A 26,026-nucleotide genomic window follows, 5' to 3' on the forward strand; every position below is an offset into this window, starting at 1 on the left:
GGCGCATGAGTGACTCCGAAGTCGGCGAAGCCGTAGCGCAGCCCCGAACCGCTGCCGGTGCACTGTTCTTTGACGAGACCGGTCGGGTGCTCCTGGTCAAACCGACCTACAAGCCCGGTTGGGAGATCCCCGGAGGCTATCTGCACCCGGGCGAGACCCCCAGCGAAGGCGCCGCCCGAGAGGTCGAAGAGGAACTCGGCATCACGCCGCCGATCGGCCGGCTTCTCGTCGCCGACTGGGCGCCTCACCCGACCGAGGGTGACAAGTTGCTCTTCGTGTTCGACGGGGGCCTGCTCCCGCCCGAGTGGATCGCCAAGATCGATCTCGACGGCGTGGAGATCGGCGAGTTCGCGTTCCACGAGCGCGACCAGTTGGACACCCACCTCATTCCACGCCTGGCCCGGCGCGTTCACGCTGCCTGCTCTGCACGCGCGACCGCCGCAACCACCTACCTCGAGAACGGCGCTCCGCTCGCCTGACTGCGCAAGGAACTGATAGCGCTCCCGGGGTGCGCGCTGCGAAGCAAGGGTCCGGCATCGTTGCCGACCAAGTCCCGAGAAGCCGTCGAGCGCCCTTCCGGGTCAGTGAGGCACGACGGGGGTGAGCAAGCGCACTGCCGTCAACACGTCGAGCCCCTCCCCTCGAACGGGGGAAGGGCTCGATGTCTGCCGGGAGGACCCGGTCAGTCCAGGCCGAGGGCCGGGAGCATGTAGTAGAAGGCGAAGACCGCCGCGACCGCGTACATCGCGACCGGGACGCTGCGCCAGCGGCCGGCGGCCGCGCGCAGGATGCAGAAGGTGATGAAGCCGATGCCGATTCCGTTGGTGATGGAGTAGGTGAAGGGCATCATCACCATGGTCAGGAAGGCCGGCACGGCGATCGTGTAGTCGGTCCAGTCGATCTCGGTGATCGAGTTCGCCAGGATCAGGAAGCCCACGGTGACCAGGGCCGGGGTGGCCGCCTGGGCCGGGACCATGGTGGCGAGCGGGGTGAGGAAGAGCGCCACCAGGAAGAGCGCGCCGGTGACGATCGAGGCGAAGCCGGTGCGGGCGCCCTCACCGACGCCGGCGGTGGACTCGACGAAGCAGGTGTTGGCGGACGAGGAGGTGGCGCCGCCGGCCGCGGTCGCGATGCCGTCCACCATGAGGATGCGGTTGATGCCGGGCAGGTCGCCCTTCTCGTCCAGCAGGTGGGCCTCGTCGGCGACGCCGAGGATGGTCCCCATCGCGTCGAAGAAGCACGACATCAGCACGGTGAACACGAACAGCAGCCCGGTGAGCGCGCCCACCTGGGAGAAGCCGCCGAACAGGTCGACCTGGCCGACCAGCCCGAAGTCGGGGGCGGCGACCGGGTTGCCGGGCCAGGCCGGGACGGTCAGGCCCCACGCGGTGCCGGGGAGGTCGGCGAGCTGCTGGATGAGGACCGCGATCAGGGTCATCACCACGATGCTGATCAGGATCGCGCCGGGCACCTTGCGGATCAGCAGCACCAGGGTGAGCAGCAGGCCGAGCACGAAGACCAGCACCGGCCAGCCGAGCAGGTGCCCGTTGCCGCCGAGCTGGAGCGGGACGGTGGTGTGGGCGGCGTCCGGGATCCGGCTGACGAAGCCGGCGTCGACCAGGCCGACCAGGCAGATGAACAGGCCGATGCCGATGGCGATCGCCTTGCGCAGGCCGAGCGGCACCGCGTTCATCACCCGCTCGCGCAGGCCGGTGGCCACCAGGATCATGATCGCGAAGCCGGCGAGCACCACCATGCCCATGGCCTCCGGCCAGGTCATCCGGGGTGCGAGCTGGAGCGCCACGATGGTGTTGACGCCGAGGCCGGCGGCCAGTCCGATCGGGACGTTGCCGATGACGCCCATCAGCAGGGTGGTGAGCCCGGCGGTGAGGGCGGTGGCGGTGACCAGCTGGGCGCTGTCCAGGTGGGTCCCGTTCATGTCCACGGCGTTGGCCAGGATGATCGGGTTCAGCACCAGGATGTAGGCCATGGTGAAGAAGGTGGCGATGCCGCCGCGGATCTCGCGCGACAGGGTGGAGTCGCGCTCGGAGATCCGGAAGTAGCGGTCGAGGGCGCCGGTCGCGGGGCGCGGGGCCTTCGGGGCGGGCATGGCGTCCGACGCGTCGGTCGAGTTGGCCAGCGGAGGCATTCGGGTGTCCTCGTCGGGTGGGGGCGAAGGAGGAGGTGGGCACCCGAGCGACGGTGACCGGGTCCGCCGGCGGCGTGGCGCTCGGGCTCCGGGGGGAGAGCCGACATGCCGGAGCCGATCCGGAACCCCAAGTATGAGTTCCTGGGTCGTGCACGCGCCATCTTCGCGCGTAGAAGAAACCCCTTACGGTCACTCCCGATCACGCCGGCCACCCCCGGCACTGCCGGGCCCGCCCGCCCCACCCGTACGCTAGGGCGCATGCCGAAGACCCCGCTGCACCCCTCCCCGCCGCCCCTGGAGGCCAACGACGTCGCGATCGTCGGCGGTGGCACGGTGCTGTGGTTCCTCGCCTTCGTGGCGCTGGTGCCGTTCCAGAGCTCGCTCTCCGAGCACGGCCACGGCACCTGGCCGTGGATCTGCCTGTCCGGCGGCCTGCTCGGGCTGATCGGGCTCTGGTACTGCGTCTCCCGGCGGTCCGCGATCCGGCGCGGCCGGGAGGCCGCCGAGCGGGCCGCCGCGGACGGTTCGGCGACGGCGGGCGACGCGGAGCCCGAGAACAACCACGGCTGACGCCCGCCGCCCGGGGCCCGACCGTCCGGGCCCCACCCGGTTGGCCCGAATCGGTGCACAGCAGGGCGCACCGGACAAATCACCCCCATAGAGTCGTGCCATGACGCACCCCGCGGAAGAACCCCCGGAGGTCGCGGGTGCGCACCCGCACGCGGCGCCGCACGCAGCGCAGGCCGCAGCACCCGCAGCTGCGCCCGCCGCGACGGCCACCCCCGGCGCGCACGCCTCCGGCCCGCGCCCGGCCAGGACACCGGGGCTGACCTCGGCGGAGGTGGCCGAGCGGGTCGCCCGCGGCCAGCTGAACGACGTGCCGGTGCGGTCCAGCCGCTCCGCCCGCGAGATCGTCCGGGCCAACGTGTTCACCCGGTTCAACGCGATCATCGGCGTGATGTTCGCCATCATCCTGGTCGTCGGCCCGATCCAGGACGGCCTGTTCGGGCTGGTCATCGTGGCCAACACCGCGATCGGCATCATCCAGGAGCTGCGCGCCAAGAAGACCCTGGACAGCCTGGCGCTGATCGGCGAGGCGAAGCCGCAGGTACGCCGCGACGGGGCCGCGCAGACCGTCCCGACCGGGCAGATCGTGCTGGACGACACCGTGCTGCTGGGCATCGGTGACAAGGTGGTGGTGGACGGCCTGGTGACCGAGGCGGACGGGCTGGAGATCGACGAGTCGCTGCTCACCGGCGAGCCGGACCCGGTGCTCAAGCACCCCGGCGCCGAGGTGATGTCCGGCAGCTTCGTGGTGGCCGGCGCCGGCGCCTTCACCGCCACCAGGGTCGGGCGCCAGGCGTACGCGGCGCAGCTGGCCGAGGAGGCGAGCCGGTTCACCCTGGTCCGCTCGGAGCTGCGCACCGGCATCGACCAGATCCTGCGTTTCATCACCTACCTGCTGATCCCGACCGCGATCGGTCTGATCATCAGCCAGCTGGCGGTGGAGGGCAGCGACTGGCGGGAGGCGGTGCGCCGGATGGTGGCCGGGATCGTCCCGATGGTGCCGGAGGGGCTGGTGCTGCTGACCTCGGTGGCGTTCGCGATCGGGGTGATCCGGCTCGGCCGCAAGCAGTGCCTGGTGCAGGAGCTGCCCGCGATCGAGGGGCTGGCCCGGGTGGACACCGTGTGCCTGGACAAGACCGGCACGTTGACCGAGGGCGGGATGGACCTGATCGAGCTGCGGCCGCTGCGTCGCGCCGACGCCGACGACCGCCCGGCGGCCCGGCCGGCCGACCCGGGAGCCGCTGCGGGCACCGACCCGGGCACCGCCGCGGACACCGCCGCGCCCGAGCGCGGCTACGCCGACCGGGCCGCGCTGGAGCAGGCCCTGGCGGCGATGGGCGGGGCGGACTCCCGCCCCAACCCGAGCATGCAGGCGGTGATCGACGCCTTCGGCCCGCCCGCGGACGGCCGCTGGCGGGTGCTGGAGGCGATGCCGTTCTCCTCGGCCCGCAAGTGGAGCGGCGTGCAGCTGCTGGAGCCGCAGGGCGGCGAGGCGGGCTGGCTGCTCGGCGCGCCGGACGTGCTGCTGGCGGCCGGCGACCCGGCGCTGGCCGAGGTGGACGAGCTGGGCGCCCAGGGCCTGCGGGTGCTGCTGCTGGGCCGCACCCCGGTGGCGCTGGACTCCCCGGAGGTGACCGCCCGGCTGGAGCCGCTGGCGCTGCTGGTGCTCCAGCAGCGGCTGCGCTCGGACGCGGCGGACACCCTGCGCTACTTCGAGAGCCAGCAGGTCCGGGCGAAGGTGATCTCGGGCGACAGCGCGATCTCGGTCGGTGCGGTGGCCGCGCACCTGGGGCTGCCGGGCGGCGAGCAGCCGGTGGACGCCCGGACGCTACCCGGCGGCGGCGAGCAGCTGGCCGAGGTGGCCGACCGGACCTCGGTGTTCGGGCGGGTCACCCCGCAGCAGAAGCGGGAGCTGGTGGCCGCGCTGCAGTCGCGCGGGCACACCGTGGCGATGACCGGCGACGGTGTCAACGACGTGCTGGCGCTGAAGGACGCCGACATCGGGGTGGCGATGGGCACCGGCAGCGACGCGACCCGGGCGGTGGCGCAGATCGTGCTGCTGGACGACCGGTTCGCCACGCTGCCCTCGGTGGTGGCGGAGGGCCGCCGGGTGATCGGCAACATCGAGCGGGTGGCCAACCTCTTCCTGGTGAAGACGGTGTACTCGGTGCTGCTGGCGCTGCTGGTGGTGATCACCCAGGTGCCGTACCCGTTCCTGCCGCGGCACTCCACCGTGCTGTCCACGCTGACCATCGGGGTGCCGGCGTTCTTCCTGGCGCTGGCGCCGAACAACGAGCGGGCCAGGACCGGGTTCGTGCGCCGGGTGCTGCGGCTGGCGGTGCCGGGCGGGGTGATCGCGGGCACCGCGACCTTCACCTCGTACATGCTCGCGCGGTCCGACGACGTGACGGATCTGAAGGCGGACACCAGCGTGGCGACGCTGACGCTGTTCCTGGTCGCGATCTGGGTGCTGGCGATCGTGGCGCGCCCGTACACCTGGTGGCGGTTGCTGCTGATCGGCGTCATGGGCGGGGCGTTCGCGCTGGTGCTGGTGGTGCCGTGGCTCTCGGACTTCTTCCAGCTGTCGCTGGCCGGGACACGTGATCCCTGGGTGGGAGTGGGTATCGCTGTGGTGGCGGGTCTTGCACTGGAGGTGGTCTGGCGGGTGATCGTCCGCCGGGGGGACGCATGACGGGGGGTGCGTGATGGCGCGCAGGGGCGGGGAGTTGGAGGCGTTCATCGCCTACGCGGCCGGCGGGGCGACGGCCCTGCTCGGCTGGCTGGCGGTGCGCGGGCTGGTCCGACTGACCGGGTACGGCGCGCCGCGCGACGGCGTGCTGCTGGCGCTGGCGGCCGCCGGGGCCGGATGCGCGGTACTGGTGTACCGCGCGCTCCGGGCCCCGGAGGCGGCCCGACAGGCTCAGGAGCTCGCCGTGCTGCGCGATCTGAAGGACCGTCAGGACTCGAAGTCGCGGGCGGCCAGCAGCTCGTAGGCCCGGTCGGGCTCGGTGAGCGCGGTGAGGACCTCGAACCGGCGGTGCCACTGGCCGACCGACCAGGCGAGCCCGGCCGCCAGGCCCTCGGGGGTGGCGGCGTGCAGCAGGCCGGGCACCGGCGGGACCTCGAACTCGTCGTCCTCGTCCGCCTGCTCGGCGTCCTGCGGGTCGTACGGCAGCTCGGGGGCGGGCGCCGCGGTGTCCCAGCGCCAGTGCACGGCGGCGTCCTCGCCGTCCGGGCCGACCACGAGCAGTTCCTCGTGCTCCTCGTACGCGGCGGGGCAGCCGGGGAGCAGCTCCCGGACGACCGCGGGGACCCGGTGCAGGATGCCCTCGGAGAGCACCCGGCCGCCGGCCACCTCGCTGGCGAGCGAGACGTGCAGGCGCTCGGCCAGGTCGGCCGCGAGCGCGGGCGCGACCGGCAGCACCGGGTGGCCGTGCAGCAGTTCGACCAGGTCGGGGGCGTCGGCGACGACCGCCTCGGCCGCGTCCACGATCACCGTGTGCTCGCCGCGCCGCCCGGTGGCCTCGTCCAGCGCGGTGAGCGAGCGGACCACGTCGAGCGCCTCGACCCGCTCGGCCGGCAGCTGGGCCAGGGCGGTGTAGATGCCGTGCAGCTGGCGGTGGGTCACCTCGCAGTCGGGGTCGGTGAGCCGGTCCAGCAGCTCCTCGGGCCCGTGCGGCTCGGCGAGCAGCGCCGCCAGCGTGGTGCGCACCCCGAGGGCGTGCAGGAACTGCTCGTCCAGGGTGGTGCGGGCCTCGTCGTAGAGGCCGCGCAGCAGCGGGTCGGCGCCGGCCGCCCGCAGGCCGGCCGGCTCGCGGCCGTCCAGCACCGGGTGGTCGCGCAGCCACCAGGCGGTGTACGGCGGCAGGTCGGTGTAGCTGCCGTCGGGCAGCAGGGTGCGGACCGGGGTGACCACGGCGTCCCGGTACGGCGGGCGGGCGAGCAGCGCGAGCGCCTCGGGCCAGGCCGCGTCGTCGATCAGGTCCAGGTCGCGGACGGCGAGCAGTTCGGCGGCGACCGGCGGCACGCCGAGGTCGGCGTCGTCGGCGTGCAGCGCCTCCAGCACGTCCTCGCACCAGTCGGCGAGGCCGTCGGGGGCCTCGTCCAGCAGGCCGGTGGGCCGGCCGCCGGCCGCGCGGTCGGCGGGGGCGGTCGGGTCGAGCCGCTCCAGGTCGTCCGGGTCGAGCACCACGTCCTCGGCGCGGACCAGCGCGAAGGTGCCCAGCACGCCGGTGGCGGCGAGGACCTCGGTGCCCCAGCGCTCCAGCAGGTCCTCGTCCACGTAGCCGGCGTCGTCCTCGCGGGCGAGGGCGGCGAGCGGGCTGTCCGGCAGGATCAGCTCGCCGGCCCGGGTCAGCTCGCCCTCGTCGTCCGGCAGGGCCAGGCGGGCCAGCCACGGGTGCTCGCCGGGGGTCGCGCCGGCCGCCTTGACCAGCGCGAGGACGGCGTCGGCCAGGTCGACGGCAGCGTCGAAGTCGTCCTCGCCGACCTCCAGCGAACGGGCCACGGCGGCCCGTACCTCGGGCGTGTCGAGCACCCCGGCCGGGGTGGCGGTGGCGGCGCCCAGCTTGGCCAGCAGCGGGTGCGCGGCCTCCGGGTGGGCCAGCCGCAGGTCCAGCAGCTCCAGGGCCTCGGCGAGGGTCTCGGGGTAGCCCTCGTAGAGCGCCCAGTCGGCGGCGTCGGAGGGCAGCAGCACCCGGCGCGGGCCGGTGACGGTCCGGCCGTCGGCGAGCGGCACCGGGAGCGCGCCGAGCGACTCCGGGTCGGCGCCGCCGAGCGCCGCGTAGAGGTTGCGCCACCAGGCGGGCTCGCGGTCCAGGCCGCCGAGCTGGTCGACCACCTCGGCCAGCGGCACCCGGCGCACGGCGAGGGCGCGCAGCTCGCTGCGGCGCTCCAGGCCGGCCGGCAGCAGGCCGGGGAAGATCGGCGCGAGTGCTTCGACGACCAGCTGGTCGGCGCCCTCCAGCAGGGTCGCGTCGCGCGGGCGCAGCGCCGGGGTGCCCTCCTCGACGGTGCCGGGATGCGGGAGGAAGGGGGTGGCGGGCAGCCGCTCCAGGATCGCCGCGCGCAGCGCGTTGTCCAGCGCGCCCGAGCCGAGCCGGGACGGCACCAGGCCGAGCGAGCCGAGGTCGGCGCCGCGTCCGCGGAGCAGGTCGGCGTAGGCCTCGGCGGCCTGCTCGGTGAGGAAGTCGGTGAGCGGGCCCGGTGCGACGTGCCGGCGGGTGGAGTCCAGCGGGTACCCGGCGATCAGCAGCGCGGGGACGCCGAGCGGCTCGTCGCTGGGCGTGGGCGCGTGCACCACGGGGGTGGTGCGGGGCGGCTGCGGCGTGCCGTCGGCGGTGACCGGGACGGCCCAGGTCACCGACCAGTACGGGCGGGCGCGTTCCTCGGTGGTGCGGTCGGCGAGCAGGTCGGGGGTGAGGGTGCCGGAGCGGCTGACGAGCTGCCAGCTCGCCTGCCGGTCGCCGTCGCCGATGGTGATCTCGGTCAGGCCGTCGGGGCGGCGCAGTTCGGCGGACCGGGTGAGGGTGCGCACGCCGTCCGGGGTCTCCACGGTGACCTCGGCGAGGCCCGGCAGGGTGAGCAGCAGGGCGTCGTCGATCTCGGCGAGCAGGCGCCGGGTGAGGTCCTCGGCGGCCGCGTCGCGCAGCGGGAGCACCACGACGGTGTCGTAGCCCTCGGGGGCGGTGCCCTCGGCGGGCAGCGGCAGGCGCAGCAGCGGTACGTGGCCCTCGCGGCGGCGCAGTTCCTCGGCGAGTTCGGGGCGGTCGGCGACCAGGGCGTGCGCCTCGGCGAGCGACCAGCGGACGCCGCCGTGGGCGCCGAGCACGGCCGGCTCGTCGCTGACGGCGAGCACCGCGGAGAAGCCCACGCCGAACCGGCCGACGGCGCCGTCGCCGTCGGTGCGCTTGGCGGAGGCGCGCAGGGTGGAGAGCGATTCGACGGCGGTGGCGTCCGGCGGGGCGCCGGTGTTGGCGGCGGCGAGCACGCCGTCGCGCAGGGTGAGCCGGAACCGGCCGGGGCCGCCGCCGGCGCGGGCGGCGGCGTCGGCGGCGTTCTGGGCGAGTTCGACGACCAGCCGGTCCCGGTAGCCGCCGAGGGCGAGTTCCTCCTCCGCGTTGGCGTCCTCGCGGAACCGTGCGGGGGCGGCCGTCCAGGCGTCCAGCACCCGCCGCCGCAGGCCGGCGGTGTCGAAGACGTCCGCGGCCCCTCCGTCCGTGCCACTGCCGATGATCCGAGGCTCCACCGCGACCTGCCGCCTTCCGCCGAGCTGTCGTGCGTACGGGGGCATTCTTCCCTGCCGGGCCGTCATCGCCGACCACGGGTGCGGTGCGGGGAGCGGGAACCGCCGGGGCGGGCCGGCTGTCCACGGGTGTGGGGGGGCCGCCGCGGGGGCGGGCGCCGGGAGGAGGAGCCGTGACGGATCCGGTGGAGCACGGTGACGGGCCGGGCGAGGGGCTCGGCTGGCACCTGCTGATCGAACGCGAGCTCGCCGAGGGCTGGGAGCTGGCGGAGGCGCGGCCGGCGGGGCGCACCCGCGAGGAGGCGCTGGCGTTGGTCGAGGAGGTCACCAGGACCTGGGGCCGGTGGCGCGGGGAGCGCGCGGTGTACCGGATGGCCGGTGACAGCTGGCTGGTCTCGGTGGGGCGCTTCCACTTCCAGGTGCGGCTGGGCGAGCTGGTGCACCGGCAGCCCCGGCGGGGCCTGTTCGGCGGCTGACCCCGCCCAGGGCCGGTCCGGTCCTGGGCGGCGGGGCCTGCCGGCGGGCCGTCAGGAGTGGCCGAGCTCCTCGGCCGGGGCGTCCGGCTCGACCGAACCGCCGGTGCGGTCGGGGCGCAGCTGGAGCGGCTCGACCACGGTCTCGTCCAGGATCAGCTCGGACGGGACGGGCGGGGCGGGCAGCACGGCGGCCTCGGAGTGCGCGCCGCAGCCGTAGCCGAGCGAGACGACCTGGCCGTCGGCCGGGCCGAACTCGTTGCCGCAGACGCCGAACGCCTGGCCGAGCGAGCCGCCGATCGGGACCAGGAAGCCGCAGCTGGTGCAGGAGGCCGGGGCCGACTGGGCCATCGGCGTCTGCGGTCCGAACGCGGTCTCCCAGCGGTCGGCGGCCAGGTGCAGGCCGAGCCGGGACAGCACCCGGGGACGACCGAGGCCGAGCTCCTCGGCGACCGCGCCGATCCGGGCGCGGGCCGGGGCGGGCTGGACCTCGTCGGCCTCGTCGCCGACCACGACCTCCTCCTCGGTGGCGGCCAGCGCCACCGCGGAGTTGGGGGCGGGCTCGTCCTCGCCGGTCCAGCCGGGCTCCAGGCGCAGGTCGTCGGCGCCGGTCGGCAGCAGGTCGCCGGGGCCGAGGTCGCCCGGGCGCAGGCGCTCGCTCCACGGCACCCACTGGGGGGCCAGCACGGCGTCCTGGCCGGGCAGCAGCACGACCTCGTCGAGGGTGACGTTCTTGGCCCGCGGTGCCCGCGCCACGGTGACCGCCCAGTGCCAGCCGCGGTAGGCGGCGTCCAGGCACTCGAAGGTGTGGGTGACGACACGGTCGCCGTCCGCCTGCACGCCGCGGTGCGCGCCGACGCTCTCGGGGCCGACCGCCTCCTCGGCGGCCTGGCGGGCGATCTCGACGGCTTCGGCACAGAGCCGGTCCGGGGTACGGCTTCGCATCGCAGCGCTCACGGCGTCGATTCTCTCCCAGTCCTGTCGTTCCTGCGGTCGATATCCGCCCCAGCGCCCGCCGGAACTGCTCCGCAGTGCTGCCGGCGGGCATGCGGCCCGCCGGGTACGGTTCCATTCTGCTCGAACCGGGGAGACCTCCGGGACGGGCCGCGCCGCCCCGGCCCCTCCCCCGTACGTCCCGGCGCACGCCGTAGTGCAGGCTACCCGCCAGTCGGCCGGGGAGCACAGTCCGGGGCCCGCGCCGGGCTGAGCCGACACCGCCGCGACCACGACTCGCCATCCGTACGCAAGCCCCAATCAGTCGTACGCGGCGCCGATCTCGGGCAGGATGACGGTGTGACGGACGAGACCCCGTCGCCGCACGGACCGCACTCCCCGCAGGGCGAGGGCCACGCGGAGGCGGAGGCGGACGCTGTGCCGCGGCAGCCGACGGTCCCCCCGGACGGCGCTGGGCAGCCGCCGGAGGACGATTCGTCGCAGCCCGCTCCCGTACGGTCCGGCAACGTGCTGACCAGGGGTGCGTCGGCGGCCGGCGCGCGGACCGGCAAGGTGGTGCACGGCACCGGCCGGCGGATCCGGCGGGCGACCGCGGCGGAGGGCGCCGGCGAGTCCGGGCTGGCCAAGCTGATCGAGCTGCACGCGCTGAACTCGTTCGGCGACATGCTGATCACCATCGCGCTGGCCTCCACCATCTTCTTCTCGGTGCCGACCGGCGAGGCCCGCGGCCGGGTCGCGCTCTACCTGCTGATCACGATGGCGCCGTTCGCGCTGCTCGCCCCGGTGATCGGCCCGCTGCTGGACCGGCTGCCGCACGGCCGCCGCTCCGCGATGGCGATGTCGATGCTGGCCCGGGCGGTGCTGGCGTGGACCATGGCCGGCACGATCAGCAGCGGCGGGCTGGCGCTGTACCCGGAGGCGCTGGGGGTGCTGGTCGCCTCCAAGGCGTACGGGGTGGTGCGCAGCGTGGTGGTGCCGCGGCTGCTGCCGCCGCAGCTGTCCCTGGTGAAGGCCAACTCCCGGGTCACCCTGGCGGGTCTGCTGGCGACCATGGTGGCGGCGGGGGTGGGCGGGGTGCTGCACCTGATCGGGCCGGGCTGGCCGCTGCGCGGGGCGTTCCTGGTCTTCGTGATCGGCACCCTGATGGCCTTCCACCTGCCGCACAAGGTGGACTCGGCCAAGGGCGAGCAGCGCGCGGTGCTGCACTCGGAGGAGCACGGCACGGCCCCCGCGAAGGGCGTGCTGCGGGCGGTCGGACCGTCGGTGGTGCTGGCGCTGCGCGGGGTGGCCTCGCTGCGCTGCCTGGTGGGCTTCCTGGTGATGTTCCTGGCGTTCCTGATCCGCAACGACCCGGTCGGCGGGCTGCCCGAGACGGCGGCGCTGGGCGTGCTGGCGGCGTCGGCGGGCGTCGGGAACGCGCTCGGTTCGGTGTTCGGCTCCTGGCTGCGGACCAGGGGCTCGGAGGTGATCATCACCACCGTGCTGCTGCTCGCCTTCCTGGCCGCGGGCGCGGCGGCGCTCTGGTACAGCCTGTTGACGGTGGCGCTGGTCGCGGCGACGGCCGGGATGTCGGCCTCGCTGGGCAAGCTGGCGCTGGACGCGCTGATCCAGCGGGACGTCCCGGAGGCGGTCCGGACCTCGGCGTTCGCCCGCTCCGAGACGCTGCTGCAGCTGTCCTGGGTGGCGGGCGGCGTGGTCGGCATCTCGCTGCCGCTGAACGCGGTGCTCGGTCTGTCGCTGGCGGCCGCGCTGATGGCGGTGTCACTGGTGTGGGCGCTGTGGTCACTCTTCCGGATCGGGCCGCGCCGCTCGACGGCGCGCCCGCGGGTGGCCTGAGCGGCGCCGCGGCGGGCCAGGGTGGGCCGCCCGTGCGCAAGGTCCGGGCGACTCGGCCACCCGGGCGCACCGTGATCGCGAAAGCCCGGTAGCCTCTTGCCCATGAGCCTCAGCACCCGTGCAATCGCCGCCATCGGCGCCGTCGTCGTGATCGGCGCCGGCACGGTGGGCGGTTCGATCGCCTACGCCAACGACAAGGGCAAGCCCGCCGAGCGTCAGGCGACGCTGGTCGTCGGCACCTCGTCGATCCAGACCGCGCCGCTCTGCTACAACGACGGCAAGCCGCTGGACCAGGCGCAGATCGAGAAGTGCCAGCTGGACGCCAAGCAGGCCTCCCAGGGCCACAAGCTGGCCTCCTCCGACGTGGAGTCCAGCGACCGGATCGGCATCGGCGTGGACAAGGACACCGGCGAGCGCGGCTGGTTCGCGTTCACCGACGGCGGCCAGCAGGGCCAGGCGCCGATCGCCCAGGAGGTCAAGGGCTCGACGTACTCCGGCTCGGTGCTCGCCTCCACCCTGCTGAACACCACCGGCACCACCACGGTCACCGTGGTCGAGGCCGACCAGAAGACCAACGACATCTACGGCGTCTGGTACTTCACGCTCAACACCAAGAGCTGACCGCGCCACCGCGATGAGCGTGCGGACCACCGACGAGCAGCCCGGCCTCCCGCAGGCCGGGCTGCTCGTCGTGGTCGCGGTCGACGCCGAGGCGCAGGCGGTGCTGCGGGCGCTGCCGGACGGCACCCGCGCGGTGCCGCTGCCGGGCGGCGGCGAGCTGCGCCGCGGGGAGCGGGACGGCGTCCCGGTGGACGTGCTGGCCGGCGGGGTCGGTCCGGCCGCCGCGGCGGCCGCCACGGCCACGGCGCTGGCCTCGCACCCGTACGCGCTGGTGGTGTCGGCCGGTATCGCCGGCGGGTTCGCGCCCCGGGCGCCGATCGGCTCGCTGGTGGTGGCCGCCGCGCTGGTGGCGGCCGACCTGGGCGCGGAGACCCCCGACGGCTTCCAGGACGTCACCGAGCTCGGTTTCGGCACCGTCCGGCACACCCCGCCGCAGGGCGCCGTCCGGCTGGTCGCCGAGGCGCTGGGCGCCGCCGCGGGCGAGGTCCTGACCGTCTCCACCGTCACCGGCAGCGCCGGACGGGCCGCCGCACTGGCCGCCCGCCACCCGGACGCGCTGGCCGAGGCGATGGAGGGTTTCGGGGTGGCCGAGGCGGCCGCCCGGTTCGGGGTGCCGGCGTTCGAGATCCGGGCCGTGTCCAACGCCGTCGGGCCGCGCGACCGCTCGGCCTGGCGGATCGGCGAGGCGCTGGGGGCACTGGAGCGGGCCTTCCACGCGCTGCCCCACCGAGCCCTGCTCCAGGAGGTTCCCCGTGGCTGAGCCGCTCAAGGTCGCCTACTCGCCCTGCCCGAACGACACCTTCGTCTTCCACGCCTGGGCGCACGGCCTGGTCCCGGGCGCGGACGCGCCGGAGGTGACCTTCGCCGACATCGACCTGACCAACGGGATGGCCGAGCGCGGCGAGCTGGACCTGCTCAAGATCTCCTACGGCCAGCTGCCCTGGGTGCTGCGGGACTACGCGCTGCTGCCCTGCGGCGGCGCGCTCGGCCGGGGCTGCGGGCCGCTGGTGCTGACCGCCGGCGAGCGCGATCCGGCCGCGCTGGCCGGGCGCACGGTGGCGGTGCCGAGCGAGCGCTCCACCGCGTACCTGCTGTTCCGGCTCTGGGCGGCCAAGGCCGTGCCGGGCGGCTTCGGGAAGATCGTGGTGCTGCCGTTCCACGAGATCATGCCGGCCGTGCGGGACGGCCGGGTGGACGCCGGCCTGGTCATCCACGAGGCCCGGTTCACCTACCAGCGGTACGGGCTGCACAGCCTGGCCGACATGGGCGAGGCCTGGGAGCTGGAGACCGGCCTGCCGATCCCGCTCGGCGCGATCGTGGCCCGCCGCTCGCTGGGCGCCGAGCGGCTGCGCGAGCTGGCGGCGACCATCCGCAGCTCGGTGGTGCTGGCCTGGGACGACCCGGCCGCCTCCCGCGCGTACGTGCTGGCGCACGCCCAGGAGATGGACCCCGAGGTGGCGGACCGACACATCGGCCTGTACGTGAACGAGTTCACCGCGGAGCTCGGCGAGGAGGGCTACGCGGCCGTCCGCGCGCTGCTCACCCGGGCCGCCGCGGAGGGGCTGGCCCCCGCGATCGACCCGGGCGCGCTGGCGTTCTGAGCCTGCGGGCCGACCGGCCCCGCGGCCCGCGTCGTGCGTCGCGCGTCGGCGGCACGACCGGGGCCCGGCGGCCGGCCGGCGGGCCCGAGCGGTGCCCGGGCCCGTGCGGCGTCAGACGTCGAACTGCTCCGCGACCGCGCGCAGCACCCCGGCCAGCTGCTGGCCGGTCGGCTTCGCCGGGTACCGGCCGCGCTGCAGGCCGGGCAGCACCGCGTCCAGCATGGTGATCAGGTCCTGCACGATCGGCGCCATGTCGTCGGCGCTCTTGCGCTGGGCGGCGGCCACCGAGGGCAGCGCGTCCAGCAGCGTCACGCTCATCGCCTGCTCACCGCGGTGACCGGCGACGACGCCGAACTCGACCCGCTGCCCCGGCCGCAGCACGGTGACGCCGGTGGGCAGCGCCTTGGTGTGGACGAAGACCTCACCGCCGTCGTCGCGCGACAGGAAGCCGTAACCCTTCGTCTCGTTGAACCACTTGACCTGGCCGGTGGGCATCTCGAAAAGTCCTCGGTGTGGGTGTGGGGCGGTCCCGGTAACGGCCCGGGGCTCGCCGGGTGGATGCCGGACCGGCCACACGACGGCGGGCCGGCCCGAACAGCGGATCAATGATCTCTCAGCTGCTCACTCATGGGCGGCAGCGGAGGCGTACCGGGGCCTGGCCGGGCCAGGGTGCGGCATGGCGCTGTCCACTGGCTCACACCCCCGCTCGGTAGGGCGGGGCATCCGCTGGACCCCGCGCGATGGCTGCATACCCCGGCCGGGGCGAGGTCGAAACTCCCCGCTGCCAGGAAACTGCACGCAGTGACCGTGCCAGGTCACACGGGGCGGCGGCGGGGCGGAAGTTGGCGAGGACGGGCACAGAGGCCGGAGCCGGACGGGCCCGGGCCGCGCGAGGGGCCCCGCGGCGGGCGCCGGGTCGGGCGGGTCAGGCCGGTCGGGCGGGTCAGGCCGGTCGGGCGGGTCAGGCCGGGTCGGGCGGGTCAGGCCGGGTCGGTGAGGTGGCCGGCCAGCCAGCCCAGCGAGGCCGGCAGCATCCGGTTCCAGGTGTTGAAGTTGTGTCCGCCGGTCTCCAGGGTGATCGAGGAGACCTTGGTCGGGCCGCCCTTGGCGGCGGCGATGAACTGCTCCGTGCTGGCGAAGTAGTCGCCGTCGCCCTCGCGGCTGCCGCCGACCAGCAGGGCGACGCCCGGGTGCGGCAGGTTGGCCAGCCGCCAGGACAGGTCGGCCTCGTTGCGGCGCTGCTGCTGGCCGCCGAACAGGTCACCGGTGGTCGGGTCCTCGGCGGCCCGGTAGTAGCCGGAGAGCGAGACCGCGGCGGAGTACACGTCGGGGTGCTTCATCGCCAGCTTGAGCGCGCAGTAGCCCCCGGTGGAGTTGCCCACCAGGCCCAGGCCGCCGGGCGCCGCGGTGACCCGGTAGGAGCCGCGGACGGCGGCGGGCACGTCCTCGGCGAAGTAGGTCTCGGCGCGCGGACCGCCGGGCACGTCCTCGCACTCGGTGTCCCGCGGCATCGCCGGCGAGGGGCGCATCAGCACCAGCACGGTCGGCTTCATCTTCCCCTCGCGCAGCTGCTGGAGCTCGGTGGCGGGGTAGTTCAGCTTGCTGACCAGGTTCTTGGCGTCGCCGGGGAAGCCGGTGATGGCGATCACGGCCGGGAACTTCTTGTCCTCGTACCCGGGCTGGAAGTACTGCGGCGGCAGGTACACGTAGCCGTCGGTGGACAGGCCGGTGGCCGCGCCGGGGATCCGGATCCGCTCCAACTTCCCGACCAGCGCCGGGTCACGGCCGACGGTGTTGGTGCCGCGCACGTTCTCGTGGGCGATCTGCTGGATGCCGGCGGTGCGGCGGCCGTCCGCGAACTGGTTCTGGATGGTCACCGGGCCGTTGTCGGCGGTGCCCAGCAGGTCGTCCCAACTGCTGTAGAACGCGAACGAGTTGTTGGCCAGCAGGCCCAGCGTGCACATCACCGCGAGCTGGGTGGCGAGGATGGTGGCGATCCGGCCGCAGACGGCCGCCCAGCCGCTGCGGGCCAGCTTCGGCCAGAGCCAGACCGTGCCCGCCACCAGCAGCAGCGAGACCAGCGCGGACAGCGCCAGCACCTTGTGACTGGTCAGACCCATGCGTGTGAAGCCCCTGTAATCCCCGACGGGCCGGCCTCCCGGGAATCCCCCCACAGTGGCCGCAGTACGACAATCTCCAGAGTGCCTGAGAGTTTGCTGGGAAACCTGAGCGTCCAGACGGAGCCCGACCCCGCCGATCGGCGGGGGTGGGGAGGTTCTGCCAGACTGGGCGGCCGAGCCGTGAAGGAGTCACGAGCCGTGGAGGAGTCAGTTGTGAGCACGCAGAGCGCAGACCGGGGAGAGCTTCTGGTCCGGGCCGGGGCGATCGTCTTCGGCAGCGGGGCGGTGGCGACCCTGGTGACCTTCGTGCCGCTCTTCTTCGACCTCCCGCGCTTCCCCAGCCTCGCCTACTGGCTGTGCATGCTGATGCCGCTGGGCTTCCTGCTCTCGCTCACCGGGCTGCTGCTCTCGGCCCGGGCCCAGCGCCGCCGCGCCACCGCCCAGCAGGCCGGGGCGTAGCGCCACCGGCCCGCCGGACCCGGCTCAGCCGCAGTGGCCGGCCAGCCAGGCCGGGAAACCGGTGAGGTCGGCCAGCACCACGTCCGCGCCGGCCTCGGCCAGCTCGGCCGCGCCGTACGGCCCGGTGGCCACCCCGACCGCGACCGCGCCCGCGGCCCGGGCGCCCACGATGTCGCCGAGGTGGTCGCCGACGTAGATGCTCGCCCCGTGCTCGCGCAGTGCGTCGCCCTTGGTCTCCGCCCACAGGTCGCCCACCAGGACGTCCACCGGCAGCGCGGCCTGTTCCAGGTGCAGGCGGGCGTTGGGCTCGTACTTGCCGGTGATCACCGCCACCCGGCCGCCCCGCTCGCGCACCGCCCGCAGGGCCTCCAGTGCCCCCGGCAGGACCAGCGTGCGGGGCACCGCGTGCACCGGGTACAGCTCCCGGTAGCGGTCGGCGACGGCCTCGACCCGGTCCGTCGGGAACCACTCGGCGATCTCCCGGAGCAGCGGCGGCCCGAGCCGGCTGACCGCCAGGTCGCTGTCGATCCGCACGCCGGTCTCGGCGGACAGCACGTCGTAGGTGGCCTTGATGCCGGGGCGGGTGTCGAGCAGGGTCATGTCGAGGTCGAAACCAACGGTGAGCGCCATGCCGCCAGCCTAGGCGGAGCCGATCGAGCACCCGGGCAGCGGGCACCGCAGCGCCCGGGGCCCCGGCAAGCACCCGCACAGCCGGTCATATCAGACATAATCACTGTCAACAGACCGTGATCCGAAAGGCCCGAGCGTGCCGCACCAGCTTCCCCGCCGCGCCGTCCTGGCCGGGCTGGGCGCCGCGCTGCTGACCGGCTGCGCCGTCCCGGGCACCGGCCGGCCCCACCTGCTGCCACCGGCCACCGGCACCGGGAGTCCGAGCCCGCAGCCCACCCCGAGCACCACCGTCACGGCGGCCACCGGGCCGGTGGTGGTCCCGATGCGCCCGGTGCGGGTGGTGGCGCTGGACACCGCCGAGCTGGACTCGGCGATGACCCTCGGCATCACCCCGGTCGGCGCCGCCAAGGCCCCGCTGGACGCCGGCCTCCCGGACTACTGGCCGGCCTCCCGGCTCGCCCAGGTCGCGCCGGTGGGCGACGTCGGCGCCGCCGACCCGGCCCGGATCGCCGCGCTGAAGCCCCAGCTGATCCTCGGCAACCAGCCCCGGGACGGCGCGCGGCTCGACGCGCTCACCCGGATCGCGCCGACCGTCCTCGGCCAGGGCCCCGGCGCCCCGTGGAAGGACAACTTCCAGCTCCACGCGGCCGCCCTGGACCGGCACGAGCAGGCCGCCGCCGTGGTCGGCGCGTACGGCCGGCACGTGGCCCAGGCGGTGCAGGCGATCGGCGCGGCCGGATCGGGCGGCCGGCGGATCAGCGTGGTCCGCTTCGTCGAGGGCGCCACCGGCATCCGGACGTACGGGCGGCAGACCTTCATCGGCAGCGTCCTCACCGACCTGCAGCTCGGCCGCCCGGACGCGCAGAACGTGGACCGCGGGGAGATCGAGGTGACGCCCGACCAGCTCGCCCAGGTCGACGGCGACTTCCTCTTCCACGCGACCTACGGCGACCCCGAACGCTCCGGCGCGGCCGCGGTCCTGGCCAGCCCGGCCTGGCAGGCGCTCGGCGCGGTCAAGGCGCACCGGGCCTTCCCGGTCGAGGACCAGCTCTGGTTCGCCGGCATCGGCTACACCGGCGCCAACCTGGTCATCGCCGACCTCCAGCGGGCCCTGGGCGGCTGAGCCCGCCGCCGGGACAATGGCGGCATGCCGGACGCCCAGGAGCACGCCCGCGACCGCAAGGCCGCCCTCGCCCGCACCTTCTCCCTCGTAGCCGCGGAGTACGACGACCGCAACGGCGGGTTCTTCAACCCGGTCGGCGCGCGGCTGGTCGCGCTGGCCGCCCCGCGCCCCGGGCAGCGGGTGCTCGACCTCGGCTGCGGGCGCGGCGCGGTGCTCTTCCCGGCCGCCGAGGCGGTCGGCCCCGGCGGTACGGCGGTCGGCCTGGACCTGGCGCCGGGGATGGTCCGGCACACCGCGGCGGACGCCGCCGCCCGCGGCCTGCGGCAGGTCCGGGTCGAGGTCGGCGACGCCGAGCGGCCGCCGTTCCCGGACGGCTCGTTCGACCTGGTGCTGTCCTCGTTCGCGGTGATCCACACCCCCGACCCGGCGGCCGCGGTGGCCGCCGCCCACCGCCTGCTGGCCCCGGGCGGCCGGTTCGGCTACACCACCTTCGGTCCCGACCTGGACCCGCGCTGGTCCGAACCCACCGCCCGGCTCGGGGCCTTCGTGACCGGGGCCGGGGCGCAGCGCGTCCGCAGCCGGGCCCGTGACCTCAACCCGCTGGCCGGCGACCCGGTGGCCGCCGCCGCGCTGCTGACCGCCGCGGGTTTCACCGGGGTCGCGAGCGTCGAGGTCGAGGCCGTCTCGCACTACCCGGACGCCGAGGCCTGGTGGGCCGCGCTGCGGGCGAGCGGGCGCCGGTCGATGCTGGACGCCATCCCGGCCGACCGGCTGCCCGAGGCCCGGCGCGCCGCGTTCGCCGCGCTCGCCCCGCTGGCCGGGCCGGACGGGCTGACCCGGCGCACCACGATCCGCTGCACCACCGCCACCCGTCCGGCCTGAGACCGGCCAGGGCCCGGGGCTCCGGCCTACGGCTCCCGGCGCCGCCGCAGCGTCAGGGCCAGCAGGAACACCGCCGTCAGCACCGCGGCCACCCGCAGCACGCCCGGCGCGGCGGCCCAGGTGACCTCGCCCATCGGCGCCCCGGAGGTGTCCGGCGTGCCCCACCGCCCCTGCGCCCGGCCCCAGAACCACACCGACGCCCCGGTCATGCAGATCAGCGGGATGCCGAGCACCGCGAACTTCTTGGTGAAGTCCCCGAGGCCCCGGGACAGGTACGCGGCGCCCCAGCCGCCCAGCATCGCCAGCAGCACCCCGGTGTACGCGCCGGCCAGCAGCGCCGCCGAGGCCACCAGCAGCAGCGGGGCGGGCCTGCGCCCGGCCAGCAGCCCGGCCCCGGCCGCCGCCGCGCCCGCCACACCCGCCGCCCCGGCCGGCTCCACCACCACCGCTGGCTCCGGGCCGGCCGCCGGCGCCACGGGCTCGCGCGGCTCGGGGACGGCCGCCGGTGCGGGCTCCTCGAACGGGTAGAACTTGACGGTGTCCCAGCCGGGGAACCGCGCGGTCACGTCCTCCCCGCCGGGCGGCCGGGACACCGGCCGGTCGGCCGGCCGCTCGGGCTCCGCCGCCGGGCGCTTCACCCACTGCAGCGGCGCCGGAACCTCGGCCGTGTACACGCTCTCCTCGGCCCCCGCCGCGCCCCCGGCCGCCCCCGCGGGACCGCCCGCGGCGCCGTCACCGCCGGTGCCACCGGCACCGCCCCGGCCGGCGCCGAGCACCCGCCCGCCGACCCGCCACCACTCGCCGCCCGTAGGACTGTCAGCCATCGCCCCGCCACCCCATCGCACCCGCCGGCCCACCTGCGCTGACGGTACCCACTGGTGCGGGGCCGAAGCGAGCGGTCCACCGCCGCACCCCGAACGCGGGGCGCGGACCGGTGGGCGCGCGCGGGCGGTCGCGCGGACGCCCGCCGTCCGGCCCTTACCTTCTCTTGGCCCGGTCCGACTAACCTGGGTCGGATGACCACGACGCAGAGCGGGTCGCGCCCCGGCCGGGCCGCCGCCCCCCGCACGCTCGCCGAGGAGCTCCGCGCCCGGAGCGACCAGGCGCTCACCGGCCTGCTGCGCGCGCGGCCCGATCTGCTCAACCCCGTCCCCGGCGACCTCACCCAGCTGGCCGCCCGGCTCTCCAGCCGCGCCTCCGCGCTGCGGGCGCTGGAGCGCCTGGACCGGTTCACCCTCCAGGTCGCCGAGGCGCTCGCCGCCCTCCCGGACGGCGGCCCGGACACCGCCGTCCGCCAGCTGCTGAGCGGCCCGGCCCGGGTCAAGCCGCACCCCGGCGCCGAACCGGTGGACCGCGAGGCGGTCGCCGCGGCGCTGCCCGGCGCGCTCGCCGAACTGCGCGAGCAGGCCCTGCTCTGGGGCCCGGACTCCGCGCTGCGCCTGGTCATCGCGGTCCGCGAGGCGCTGGCCCCGAGCGCCGCCAACCCCGGCCGCACCGGCCTCGGCCCGACCCTCGCCGAGGCCACCGTCGGCATGTCCCCGGCCCGCATCCAGCAGCTGCTGGCCGGGGCCGGCCTGCCGCCCACCCCGGACCCGGTGACCGCCGTGGCCGCCCTCGGCGGCCTGCTCGCCGACCGCAAGCGGTGCGCCGCCCTGCTCGCCGAGGCCCCCGCCCCGGCGCTGGCCCTGCTGGAGCGGCTGGTCTGGGGCCCGCCCACCGGCACCGTCCCCGACGCGGCCCGCCCGGTCACCGCCGAGGAGGTGCGCAGCCCGGTCGAGTGGCTGCTGGCCCGCGGCCTGCTGCTGCCCTCCAGCGCCGGCTCGGTGGTGCTGCCGCGCGAGCTGGCCCTGCACCTGCGCGGCGGCCGCAGCCACCGCGCGGTCGAACCGGCCCCGCCCGCACTCGCCCCCGACGCCGTCCGCGATCCACAGGCTGTGGACAGCGCGGCGGCGGGCCAGGCCCACACCGCCGTGCGCACCGTCGAGGAGCTGCTCGACGCCTGGGGACTGACGCCGCCCGCCACGCTGCGGGCCGGCGGCCTCGGCGTCCGGGACCTCAAGCGCGCCGCACTGATCCTGGACTGCTCCGAGCAGGACGCCGCGTTCTGGCTGGAACTCGCCTACACCACCGGCCTGCTGGCCCCCGACGGCGAGGCGGACGAGCGCTGGGCGCCCACCCCCGGCTACGACAGCTGGCTGCAGCAGGACGTCGCGCAGCGCTGGGCCGCGCTCGCCGCCAGCTGGCTGGCCGCCACCAGGGTGCCCGGCCTGGCCGGCAGCCCCGACGGCAAGGGCCGGACCAGGGCCCCGCTCGGCCCCGAACTCGACCGCACCCTGGCCCCGGTGGTGCGCCGCGCCGCGCTCGGCCTGCTGGCCGGGCTGCCGCCCGGCTCGGTCGCCGGCGCCGAGGCGCTGCTGCCCGTGCTGCGCTGGCAGCGGCCGCTGCGCGGCGGCCCCACCGGCGCGGACGGCCGCGAGCTGCGCGAACAGCTGGCCGGCTGGACCCTGGCCGAGGCCGAACTGCTCGGCGTCACCGGGCGCGGCGCGCTGGCCGGCCCGGCCCGCGCCCTGCTGGCCGGCGACGATCCGGTTCCGCTGCTCGACCCGCTGCTCCCCCGGCCGCTCGACCACGTGATCCTGCAGCCGGACCTCACCGCGATCGCGCCCGGCCCGCTGCTCACCCCGCTGGCCCAGGCGCTGGCGCTGTGCGCGGACATCGAGTCCAAGGGTGGCGCCACCGTCTACCGCTTCTCGCCGCAGTCGGTGCGCCGCGCGCTGGACGCCGGGCGCAGCGCCTCGGACCTGCACTCCTTCCTCGCCCAGCACTCCCGCACCCCGGTCCCGCAGCCGCTCAGCTACCTGATCGACGACGTGGCCCGCCGGCACGGCGTGCTGCGGGTCGGGGCGGCCTCCTCGTACCTGCGCTGCGACGACCCGGGGCTGCTCGCCGAGGTGCTGGCCGACCGGCGGGCGGCCGAGCTGCGGCTGCGGCAGCTGGCTCCGACCGTGCTGGCCGCCCAGGCGGGTCCGGAGACCCTGCTCGGGGTGGTCCGGCAGATGGGCTACGCGCCGGTCGCCGAGTCCGCCGAGGGTGATGTGGTGATCAGCCGCCCGGACAGCCACCGCACCCAGCCGCGCACGGCGCCCACCCCCGTCCCGGACGGGCCGCCGCGCCCGGACACGACGCTGCTGGCCGCCGCGCTCAAGGCGATCCGGGCCGGCGACCGGGCGGCCACCGCCGTCCGCCGGGAGACGGTGGCCGGACCGGCCGCCGCCGTGCACCGCGGCGCCGGCCCGGCCCAGGGCGACCCGCACCGGCTGCCGCGCACGGCCGCCGCCGACACCCTGGCCGCGCTGCAGACCGCGGTGCTGCTCGGTGAACGGATGTGGATCGGGTACATCAACGCCGAGGGGCTGTCCTCGCAGCGGGTGGTCGACCCGGTCAAGGTCGAGGGCGGCTTCGTCACCGCGTACGACCACCTCACGGACGAGGTGCGCACCTTCGCCCTGCACCGGATCACCGGCGTCGCCGAGGTCGACGAGAGCTGACCCCGGCGCGGCCGGACCACCACCCACGAGGGGGAGACCAGATGGAACTCGCACCCGGCATCCGGTACGCCGTCGCCGACCGCCACGGCGGCGTCAGCGCGCCGCCGTTCGACAGCCGCAACCTGGGCGGGACGACGGCCGACGACCCGGCCGCCGTACGGCGCAACCGCGAGCTGACGGCCCGTGGACTCGGCCTGGACCCGGGCCGGGTGGTGTTCATGCGGCAGGTGCACAGCGCCGACGTGCGCTACGTGACCGAGCCGTTCGGGGTGGACGCGCCGCCGCTGGACGCGGTGCTGACGGACCGCCCGGGGCTGGCGCTGGCCGCGCTGGCGGCCGACTGCGCGCCGGTGCTGCTGGCCGATCCGGTCGGCCGGCTGGTCGGCGCGGCGCACTCGGGGCGGGTGGGCACCGTCTCGGGGGTGGTCCCCGCGCTGGTCGCGGCCATGGTGGCGCGCGGCAGCGACCCGGCCGACCTGGTCGCCCTGGTCGGCCCGCTGGCCTGCGGCCGGTGCTACGAGGTGCCGGCCGCGATGCGCGAGGAGGCCTGCGCATCGCTGCCGGAGCTGTGGTCGACCACCCGCCGCGACACCCCGGCGCTGGACGTCCGGGCGGGGATCACCGCCCAGCTCACCCGCGCCGGGGTGACCGGAATCCGGCACGACGACCGGTGCACCATGGAGGACCCGGACTTCTTCTCGCACCGGCGCGAGCAGACCACCGGCCGCTTCGCGGCGTACGTCTGGCTGGCCGGCTGAGTCCGCGTCCCGGTGCCTCAGTGCTGCTGCTGGGACTGCTGGGCGTCCTGCTCCTGCTTCTGCTTCTTCGCCTCGTCGACGATCGACTGCGGGTCGGGCATCTTGGGCTCGACCCCGGTCAGCAGCCCGGTCACGGTGAAGGCCGCGGTGCCGAACAGCCCACCGGGCTGGCCGATGTCCGCGACCTGGTCGAGGCCGGGGGTCGGGGCGGCCTGCGCCGGGGTCGCGCCGACGGCGGTGGCGACGGCGGCGCCGGAGAGGGCGAGGCCGGCCAGGAAGCGGTTGCGCTTGTTCATGGGCTGCTCAACGAGCCCGGAGCCGTCCGGTCACCCGGTTCCACCCGAGTGCGGGACACTGGAAAGTCTGCGACACCACCACCGGAGGGCCCCGCGTGAACGACGGACCGCTGATCGTCCAGAGCGACAAGACGCTGCTGCTGGAGATCGACCACCCCCAGGCCGCCGACTGCCGCCGCGCGATCGCGCCGTTCGCCGAGCTGGAGCGGGCCCCCGAGCACATCCACACCTACCGGGTGACCCCGCTCGGGCTGTGGAACGCGCGGGCGGCGGGCCACGACGCCGAGCAGGTGGTGGACGCGCTGGTGAAGTACTCCCGGTACCCGGTGCCGCACGCGCTGCTGGTCGACGTGGCCGACACGATGGCCCGCTACGGGCGGCTCCAGCTGCTGAAGCACCCGGTGCACGGGCTGGTGCTGGCCACCACCGACCGGCCGGTGCTGGAGGAGGTGCTGCGCTCCAAGAAGATCGCCCCGCTGGTCGGCACCCGGGTCGACCCGGACACCGTGCTGGTGCACCCCTCCGAGCGCGGCCAGATCAAGCAGGTCCTGCTCAAGCTCGGCTGGCCGGCCGAGGACCACGCCGGGTACGTGGACGGCGAGGCGCACCCGATCGAGCTGGACCAGACCGGCTGGCACCTACGCCCGTACCAGCAGCAGGCGGTGGAGGGCTTCTGGCACGGCGGCAGCGGCGTCGTGGTGCTGCCCTGCGGCGCCGGCAAGACGCTGGTCGGCGCGGCGGCGATGGCGGAGGCCAAGTCCACCACGCTGATCCTGGTCACCAACACCGTCTCGGCCCGGCAGTGGAAGCACGAGCTGGTCAAGCGGACCTCGCTGACCGAGGACGAGATCGGCGAGTACAGCGGCACCCGCAAGGAGATCCGCCCGGTCACCATCGCCACGTACCAGGTGATGACGACCAAGCGGAAGGGCGTGTACGCCCACCTGGAGCTGTTCGACGCCCGCAACTGGGGCCTGGTGGTCTACGACGAGGTGCACCTGCTGCCCGCGCCGGTCTTCAAGTTCACCGCCGACCTGCAGGCCCGGCGCCGGCTCGGGCTGACCGCCACCCTGGTCCGCGAGGACGGCCGGGAGGGCGACGTGTTCTCGCTGATCGGGCCGAAGCGCTTCGACGCCCCGTGGAAGGAGATCGAGGCACAGGGCTACATCGCCCCGGCGGACTGCTGCGAGGTGCGGGTCACGCTGTCCGACTCGGAGCGGCTGACCTACGCGACCGCCGAGCCGGAGGAGAAGTACCGCTACTGCTCCACCACGGCGACCAAGCGCCGGGTGGTGGAGGCGCTGGTGCGCAAGCACGCCGGCGACCAGACCCTGGTCATCGGGCAGTACATCGACCAGCTGGACGAGCTCGGCGAGGCCCTGGACGCCCCCGTGATCAAGGGCGAGACCAGCAACGCGCAGCGCGAGAAGCTGTTCGAGGCGTTCCGCACCAAGGAGATCAGCGTGCTGGTGGTCTCCAAGGTGGCCAACTTCTCGATCGACCTGCCGGAGGCGACCGTCGCCATCCAGGTCTCCGGGACGTTCGGCTCCCGCCAGGAGGAGGCGCAGCGGCTGGGCCGGGTGCTGCGCCCGAAGGCGGACGGGCACTCGGCGCACTTCTACTCGGTGGTCGCCCGGGACACCGTCGACCAGGACTTCGCGGCGCACCGCCAGCGCTTCCTGGCCGAGCAGGGCTACGCCTACCGGATCATCGACGCCGACGACGTGTAGCCCGACGGGGAGGACAGCGGGCGGCCGGGGCCCCG

At 75.5% G+C, this 26,026-nt stretch carries 23 protein-coding genes; 15 read left to right on the forward strand and 8 right to left on the reverse strand.

The window, feature by feature from the left end; translation table 11 throughout:
- Positions 1 to 5: 5 nt before the first annotated feature.
- Positions 6 to 479, forward strand: coding sequence for an NUDIX domain-containing protein (locus tag ABT014_RS05725; protein WP_350637367.1), 474 nt, complete (start codon positions 6 to 8; stop codon positions 477 to 479).
- A 203-nt stretch (positions 480 to 682) separates the two neighbouring features.
- On the opposite strand, the gene ABT014_RS05730 is transcribed toward ABT014_RS05725, so the two are convergent.
- Positions 683 to 2,110, reverse strand: a complete 1,428-nt coding sequence (locus tag ABT014_RS05730; protein ID WP_350637484.1) for an NCS2 family permease — start codon at positions 2,108 to 2,110, stop codon at positions 683 to 685.
- A gap of 297 nt (positions 2,111 to 2,407) precedes the next feature.
- Here ABT014_RS05730 and ABT014_RS05735 point away from each other — a divergent pair, with 297 nt between their 5' ends.
- The 3 genes from ABT014_RS05735 to ABT014_RS05745 all read left to right on the forward strand — a co-directional run bounded on the left by ABT014_RS05735 (position 2,408) and on the right by ABT014_RS05745 (position 5,709).
- Positions 2,408 to 2,719 carry a DUF2530 domain-containing protein gene (locus tag ABT014_RS05735; protein WP_350637368.1) on the forward strand — a complete coding sequence of 104 codons (312 nt, stop codon included), beginning with the start codon at positions 2,408 to 2,410 and terminating at the stop codon, positions 2,717 to 2,719.
- A gap of 100 nt (positions 2,720 to 2,819) precedes the next feature.
- Positions 2,820 to 5,408 (forward strand): HAD-IC family P-type ATPase, encoded by a 2,589-nt coding sequence (locus tag ABT014_RS05740; RefSeq protein ID WP_350637369.1) that lies wholly within the window; start codon positions 2,820 to 2,822, stop codon positions 5,406 to 5,408.
- A 13-nt stretch (positions 5,409 to 5,421) separates the two neighbouring features.
- On the forward strand, positions 5,422 to 5,709 hold the full coding sequence (locus ABT014_RS05745) for a hypothetical protein (protein ID WP_350637370.1): 288 nt from the start codon (positions 5,422 to 5,424) through the stop codon (positions 5,707 to 5,709).
- On the opposite strand, the gene ABT014_RS05750 is transcribed toward ABT014_RS05745, so the two are convergent.
- Complete coding sequence (locus ABT014_RS05750; RefSeq protein WP_350637371.1) at positions 5,673 to 8,963, reverse strand: sacsin N-terminal ATP-binding-like domain-containing protein; 3,291 nt, start codon at positions 8,961 to 8,963, stop codon at positions 5,673 to 5,675. The genes ABT014_RS05745 and ABT014_RS05750 overlap by 37 nt on opposite strands.
- Positions 8,964 to 9,133: 170 nt before the next feature.
- On the opposite strand from ABT014_RS05750, the gene ABT014_RS05755 reads away from it, so the two are divergent.
- The gene (locus ABT014_RS05755; RefSeq protein ID WP_350637372.1) at positions 9,134 to 9,436 is read left to right on the forward strand and encodes a hypothetical protein; all 303 of its coding nucleotides are present in this window, start codon (positions 9,134 to 9,136) and stop codon (positions 9,434 to 9,436) included.
- A gap of 51 nt (positions 9,437 to 9,487) precedes the next feature.
- Here the strand turns inward: ABT014_RS05755 and ABT014_RS05760 are convergent, their stop codons facing one another.
- A complete protein-coding gene (locus tag ABT014_RS05760) occupies positions 9,488 to 10,378 on the reverse strand; it encodes a DUF3027 domain-containing protein (protein ID WP_350637485.1) in 891 nt (296 codons plus the stop codon).
- A gap of 516 nt (positions 10,379 to 10,894) precedes the next feature.
- Between ABT014_RS05760 and ABT014_RS05765 the strand changes: the two genes are divergently transcribed.
- From ABT014_RS05765 to ABT014_RS05780, 4 genes are all read left to right on the forward strand, one after another.
- A complete protein-coding gene (locus tag ABT014_RS05765) occupies positions 10,895 to 12,223 on the forward strand; it encodes an MFS transporter (protein WP_350637373.1) in 1,329 nt (442 codons plus the stop codon).
- A 102-nt stretch (positions 12,224 to 12,325) separates the two neighbouring features.
- A complete protein-coding gene (locus ABT014_RS05770; RefSeq protein WP_350637374.1) occupies positions 12,326 to 12,844 on the forward strand; it encodes a hypothetical protein in 519 nt (172 codons plus the stop codon).
- A 13-nt stretch (positions 12,845 to 12,857) separates the two neighbouring features.
- Positions 12,858 to 13,604, forward strand: a complete 747-nt coding sequence (locus ABT014_RS05775; RefSeq protein WP_350637375.1) for a futalosine hydrolase — start codon at positions 12,858 to 12,860, stop codon at positions 13,602 to 13,604.
- Positions 13,597 to 14,445, forward strand: coding sequence for a 1,4-dihydroxy-6-naphtoate synthase (locus ABT014_RS05780; protein WP_350637376.1), 849 nt, complete (start codon positions 13,597 to 13,599; stop codon positions 14,443 to 14,445). Before ABT014_RS05775 ends, ABT014_RS05780 begins: the two co-directional genes overlap by 8 nt.
- 111 nt (positions 14,446 to 14,556) lie before the next feature.
- On the opposite strand, the gene ABT014_RS05785 is transcribed toward ABT014_RS05780, so the two are convergent.
- On the reverse strand, positions 14,557 to 14,940 hold the full coding sequence (locus tag ABT014_RS05785) for a cold-shock protein (protein ID WP_350637377.1): 384 nt from the start codon (positions 14,938 to 14,940) through the stop codon (positions 14,557 to 14,559).
- Positions 14,941 to 15,425: 485 nt separating this feature from the next.
- Positions 15,426 to 16,565, reverse strand: coding sequence for an alpha/beta hydrolase (locus ABT014_RS05790; protein WP_350637378.1), 1,140 nt, complete (start codon positions 16,563 to 16,565; stop codon positions 15,426 to 15,428).
- Between the two features lie 213 nt (positions 16,566 to 16,778).
- Between ABT014_RS05790 and ABT014_RS05795 the strand changes: the two genes are divergently transcribed.
- Positions 16,779 to 17,024, forward strand: a complete 246-nt coding sequence (locus tag ABT014_RS05795) for a hypothetical protein (RefSeq protein WP_350637379.1) — start codon at positions 16,779 to 16,781, stop codon at positions 17,022 to 17,024.
- Between the two features lie 24 nt (positions 17,025 to 17,048).
- Here the strand turns inward: ABT014_RS05795 and ABT014_RS05800 are convergent, their stop codons facing one another.
- Positions 17,049 to 17,654, reverse strand: coding sequence for an HAD family hydrolase (locus tag ABT014_RS05800; protein ID WP_350637380.1), 606 nt, complete (start codon positions 17,652 to 17,654; stop codon positions 17,049 to 17,051).
- A gap of 136 nt (positions 17,655 to 17,790) precedes the next feature.
- Here ABT014_RS05800 and ABT014_RS05805 point away from each other — a divergent pair, with 136 nt between their 5' ends.
- Entirely contained in the window at positions 17,791 to 18,777 is a 987-nt protein-coding gene (locus tag ABT014_RS05805) for an ABC transporter substrate-binding protein (protein ID WP_350637381.1), read from the forward strand.
- 24 nt (positions 18,778 to 18,801) lie between these two features.
- Complete coding sequence (locus ABT014_RS05810) at positions 18,802 to 19,659, forward strand: class I SAM-dependent methyltransferase (protein ID WP_350637382.1); 858 nt, start codon at positions 18,802 to 18,804, stop codon at positions 19,657 to 19,659.
- A gap of 26 nt (positions 19,660 to 19,685) precedes the next feature.
- Here the strand turns inward: ABT014_RS05810 and ABT014_RS05815 are convergent, their stop codons facing one another.
- Complete coding sequence (locus ABT014_RS05815; protein ID WP_350637383.1) at positions 19,686 to 20,483, reverse strand: hypothetical protein; 798 nt, start codon at positions 20,481 to 20,483, stop codon at positions 19,686 to 19,688.
- A gap of 192 nt (positions 20,484 to 20,675) precedes the next feature.
- Between ABT014_RS05815 and ABT014_RS05820 the strand changes: the two genes are divergently transcribed.
- Both ABT014_RS05820 and pgeF read left to right on the forward strand, forming a co-directional pair.
- Positions 20,676 to 23,207, forward strand: a complete 2,532-nt coding sequence (locus tag ABT014_RS05820) for a helicase-associated domain-containing protein (protein WP_350637384.1) — start codon at positions 20,676 to 20,678, stop codon at positions 23,205 to 23,207.
- A gap of 41 nt (positions 23,208 to 23,248) precedes the next feature.
- A complete protein-coding gene (gene pgeF / locus ABT014_RS05825) occupies positions 23,249 to 23,965 on the forward strand; it encodes a peptidoglycan editing factor PgeF (RefSeq protein WP_350637385.1) in 717 nt (238 codons plus the stop codon).
- Between the two features lie 17 nt (positions 23,966 to 23,982).
- On the opposite strand, the gene ABT014_RS05830 is transcribed toward pgeF, so the two are convergent.
- Complete coding sequence (locus ABT014_RS05830; RefSeq protein ID WP_350637386.1) at positions 23,983 to 24,261, reverse strand: hypothetical protein; 279 nt, start codon at positions 24,259 to 24,261, stop codon at positions 23,983 to 23,985.
- A gap of 95 nt (positions 24,262 to 24,356) precedes the next feature.
- Between ABT014_RS05830 and ABT014_RS05835 the strand changes: the two genes are divergently transcribed.
- Positions 24,357 to 25,991: a DNA repair helicase XPB gene (locus ABT014_RS05835; RefSeq protein WP_350637387.1), complete on the forward strand. Its 1,635-nt coding sequence runs from the start codon at positions 24,357 to 24,359 to the stop codon at positions 25,989 to 25,991.
- Positions 25,992 to 26,026: the final 35 nt, after the last annotated feature.

It is taken from the genome of Kitasatospora sp. NPDC094015 (genome assembly GCF_040304075.1).
In the GTDB taxonomy this organism is placed as follows: domain Bacteria; phylum Actinomycetota; class Actinomycetes; order Streptomycetales; family Streptomycetaceae; genus Kitasatospora.

Excerpts from the sequence above, each read along its gene's own strand:
- ABT014_RS05770 (WP_350637374.1), top strand. The coding sequence starts at position 12,326 with ATGAGCCTCAGCACCCGTGCAATCGCCGCCATCGGCGCCGTCGTCGTG.
- ABT014_RS05785 (WP_350637377.1), bottom strand. The coding sequence starts at position 14,940 with ATGCCCACCGGCCAGGTCAAGTGGTTCAACGAGACGAAGGGTTACGGC.
- ABT014_RS05810 (WP_350637382.1), top strand. The coding sequence starts at position 18,802 with ATGCCGGACGCCCAGGAGCACGCCCGCGACCGCAAGGCCGCCCTCGCC.
- ABT014_RS05790 (WP_350637378.1), bottom strand. The coding sequence starts at position 16,565 with ATGGGTCTGACCAGTCACAAGGTGCTGGCGCTGTCCGCGCTGGTCTCG.
- ABT014_RS05820 (WP_350637384.1), top strand. The coding sequence starts at position 20,676 with ATGACCACGACGCAGAGCGGGTCGCGCCCCGGCCGGGCCGCCGCCCCC.
- ABT014_RS05735 (WP_350637368.1), top strand. The coding sequence starts at position 2,408 with ATGCCGAAGACCCCGCTGCACCCCTCCCCGCCGCCCCTGGAGGCCAAC.
- ABT014_RS05800 (WP_350637380.1), bottom strand. The coding sequence starts at position 17,654 with ATGGCGCTCACCGTTGGTTTCGACCTCGACATGACCCTGCTCGACACC.
- ABT014_RS05740 (WP_350637369.1), top strand. The coding sequence starts at position 2,820 with ATGACGCACCCCGCGGAAGAACCCCCGGAGGTCGCGGGTGCGCACCCG.
- ABT014_RS05830 (WP_350637386.1), bottom strand. The coding sequence starts at position 24,261 with ATGAACAAGCGCAACCGCTTCCTGGCCGGCCTCGCCCTCTCCGGCGCC.
- ABT014_RS05725 (WP_350637367.1), top strand. The coding sequence starts at position 6 with ATGAGTGACTCCGAAGTCGGCGAAGCCGTAGCGCAGCCCCGAACCGCT.
- ABT014_RS05760 (WP_350637485.1), bottom strand. The coding sequence starts at position 10,378 with ATGCGAAGCCGTACCCCGGACCGGCTCTGTGCCGAAGCCGTCGAGATC.
- ABT014_RS05730 (WP_350637484.1), bottom strand. The coding sequence starts at position 2,110 with ATGCCCGCCCCGAAGGCCCCGCGCCCCGCGACCGGCGCCCTCGACCGC.
- pgeF (WP_350637385.1), top strand. The coding sequence starts at position 23,249 with ATGGAACTCGCACCCGGCATCCGGTACGCCGTCGCCGACCGCCACGGC.
- ABT014_RS05775 (WP_350637375.1), top strand. The coding sequence starts at position 12,858 with ATGAGCGTGCGGACCACCGACGAGCAGCCCGGCCTCCCGCAGGCCGGG.
- ABT014_RS05815 (WP_350637383.1), bottom strand. The coding sequence starts at position 20,483 with ATGGCTGACAGTCCTACGGGCGGCGAGTGGTGGCGGGTCGGCGGGCGG.
- ABT014_RS05745 (WP_350637370.1), top strand. The coding sequence starts at position 5,422 with ATGGCGCGCAGGGGCGGGGAGTTGGAGGCGTTCATCGCCTACGCGGCC.